Source organism: Italian clover phyllody phytoplasma str. MA1, assembly GCF_000300695.1.
Classification (GTDB): Bacteria; Bacillota_I; Bacilli_A; order Acholeplasmatales; family Acholeplasmataceae; genus Phytoplasma.
In genome coordinates this window covers 1-2,706 of the sequence record NZ_AKIM01000106.1, presented here as the reverse complement: position 1 = coordinate 2,706, position 2,706 = coordinate 1, and the positions used below count along the sequence as shown (strand labels likewise).

3 protein-coding genes are annotated in these 2,706 nt (G+C 28.4%); all 3 read right to left on the bottom strand.

What is annotated here, in order from left to right; translation table 11 throughout:
- Window positions 1-20 precede the first annotated feature (20 nt).
- Entirely contained in the window at window positions 21-1,199 is a 1,179-nt protein-coding gene (locus tag RI01_RS02725; protein ID WP_017193141.1) for a hypothetical protein, read from the bottom strand.
- 484 nt (window positions 1,200-1,683) lie between these two features.
- A complete protein-coding gene (locus RI01_RS02720; protein ID WP_017193140.1) occupies window positions 1,684-1,902 on the bottom strand; it encodes a hypothetical protein in 219 nt (72 codons plus the stop codon).
- 151 nt (window positions 1,903-2,053) lie between these two features.
- Window positions 2,054-2,623 (bottom strand): Panacea domain-containing protein, encoded by a 570-nt coding sequence (locus tag RI01_RS02715; protein WP_017193139.1) that lies wholly within the window; start codon window positions 2,621-2,623, stop codon window positions 2,054-2,056.
- Between the last annotated feature and the right edge of the window lie 83 nt (window positions 2,624-2,706).

Genomic DNA, 2,706 nt, shown 5'->3' with positions numbered 1-2,706 from the left:
TCTTGGTTTGTGATTAAAGATTAATCTAATTCTTTTGGTTTTTTAGGTGGTCGGGTTGTGTCTAAAAATTGATAATAAGTTCTTGTTTGCCAACGATCACCACCTGAAGAACAATCGTTGCCGTCGATATACCAATTGTCAAAAAAGATTCCTCCTTCATATCTATAATAATGAGTATTACCATTTTCATCATAAAGGGTTCTAGATGAACGACCTAATTTGTTTCTAATTGTTTCTCCTTGGTAGGTACAGCCATATTTGATATAACATTGGTTTAACCATGCAATATAATCTTTTTGGTAGTCCATTAAAATATCTCTTTTTGGTTTTGTATCTTGACAAGTAATCCGATATATTTTATCTTCAGTTTCAAAATTATTTTCTAATAAATTAATAGCATATGAAATATTAATTTCTTTATAAGCGGGTTCGGTAATAGTTATAGGACTATTGCCGCTTTTAGATTCTCTGTTATATTCTCCTTCATAAGCATATAAATTGTTGGCTCTTTTCCAATCACGAATAGTTTCGTAGGGGTTAAGAGAGTCTGGGAGATTAATGTGGATTGCTCTTTTTATAGTGTTGAAGATGAAAAGATAGATGTTTTTAGCGCCATTAAAAAGTTTTAAGAGATCTTGGATATTTCCCTGTTGAGGGTCCATAATACGAATTCCATCATCAAAGTAAATAGCATCTATTTGAATATCATGGAAAGTTTCTTGAGGCAAAGGCAACACTAAACCAGTATTAGGTGTGACGTTGTAACAACCTAATTTGATGAGTTTAGGTTGTTTGATGATGTTCTTTTGTATTAAATAATGATTGATTACTTCTTCTTTGTTTTGATCATTGAAGATGTTGCTAACTACTAAATTTATTTGAGGTTGGATTTCTTGAGATTTTTGTTTGGCGTCCCAGAAGACAAAGACTTCTTCGATGGCAATTTCGTATTTGAGAAGGTCTTCTAAGGTGTATTTGTTATCTGCATAGGGGTATTCTATTTTAAAAGGATTTAAACGTGGTTTAAAATAGACTCCTAAAAGGCCTGAAGGAGGGTTTTTTAGGTACCAATAGAGTTGGGTATGATTATAAGCGTTATAACTAGGTATGCTTAATACATAATTGCATTGAAGATTAAAATAGTTTAAGATGTTAGGGATATCTCCTCTATCTAGAACGTTCATATCGTGTCTTTTCATTTTTGGTTGGGTGTTTAACCATTCTTGTTGAAGGGTTTGGTAGTCGGCGAGTTTGATTTTAGATTTTGTTTGTTTGTGAAAATAGTTATAGGCGAAAATAGGTTTAATGAATAAAATAGTGATTAATAAAGAAATGATTAAGAAAATTTTTTTAGGGTTTTGGTTTTAGTCATGGTTTGTTTTCCTCCTTTTGTTTTTTGATTTAATGGCCTTGCCAGTTGTGTGTTGTTGTTTGGGTAAAAGAAAAAAGGAACCTTCGCGGACTTTTTTTTGGTTACTTTATTGTTGGAATTTTTAATATAAAAATAATAATCTCTAAATTGCAAAAATAAAATCGCAAATTTTATTCGTTATTAAAGCAAATTGAGACAATCAAGTATTATTATAACCAAATTAAATTTGAAGAATGATAAGATATTTTAGAAAATATAATAAAAAAGATAAGCTTGCAAATTTATCTTAATAGTAATATTATTCAAATAATTTATTTTTTCTTTGTATTTCCTTTATGGTTTGGATCATAGGCAATAACAACAAAATGTTTGCCAACAGTTATACCATAAACACGTTCTTTCAAATTAAGAGCTATTTGATAAATAGGTTCATCTTCAGAAAGTATAACAGTACGTTCGAACCCTTTTTTAGAAAGGTTGCCTTTTGGGACTGAATGATATCTAGGTCCTTTATTATACGATTCTTTCATTTGTTGCCATGTATACTCAATATATTTATTTAATGGAATGATAACTTTGTTTAAAACTTGCGCAAATTCTTTTATTTTTTTAAAACTTGAAATATCTGTTAAAGTTTGATCAAATCGATAACGAAAAAGATTATTAACTGTTTAAACCATATTAATAAATGTGTTTAGCATTTTTAGAAAAATATTCTAAAATATCTTTATTTTTAATAATGTTTTTAGACCAATTAGAATTTTTATAATATACATTTTTCCACGGGTCTTCTTCGTGAGTTTGTTGAGATAAAAAATAGGCTTCTTTATCGCCATATAATGAAATAATATCATCAAGAAATTGTTTTTGCGTGGCATTTATTTTAGTTATATCTCCCATTGATAAAGAATCGGGTTTTAATGGTTTATAAGTAAATTCTTTTAGTTGTGTACACAATTCAGGGAAAACAGGGCCGTAAATCCAAGCTTGGATTTGTTCTTTTAAAAGGGGTTTTTTAGTCTGTACTAAATGTTTTGCATGAGCGTAATAAATCATTTTATTTAGCTTCATTTTAGTAGTTGAATGAGGATTGTTTTTAACAATATAAAGAGCAACATCAAAAACATTAACTTTTTCTTTATTTAACATATTTAAACCGCCTTTTTTCTTTTTAGAGTTTATTGTATTATATAATAATTTTAATTGTTTTTCAAGAGAAAGTATTTTTTGTTGCATTTGTTTTTTAATCATAATTGGTTTTTCTCCTTATGTTTTGGTTTTTTTATTTGTTTAATGGTCTTACCATTAATAAGTTGTTAAATAAAAAAGACCCT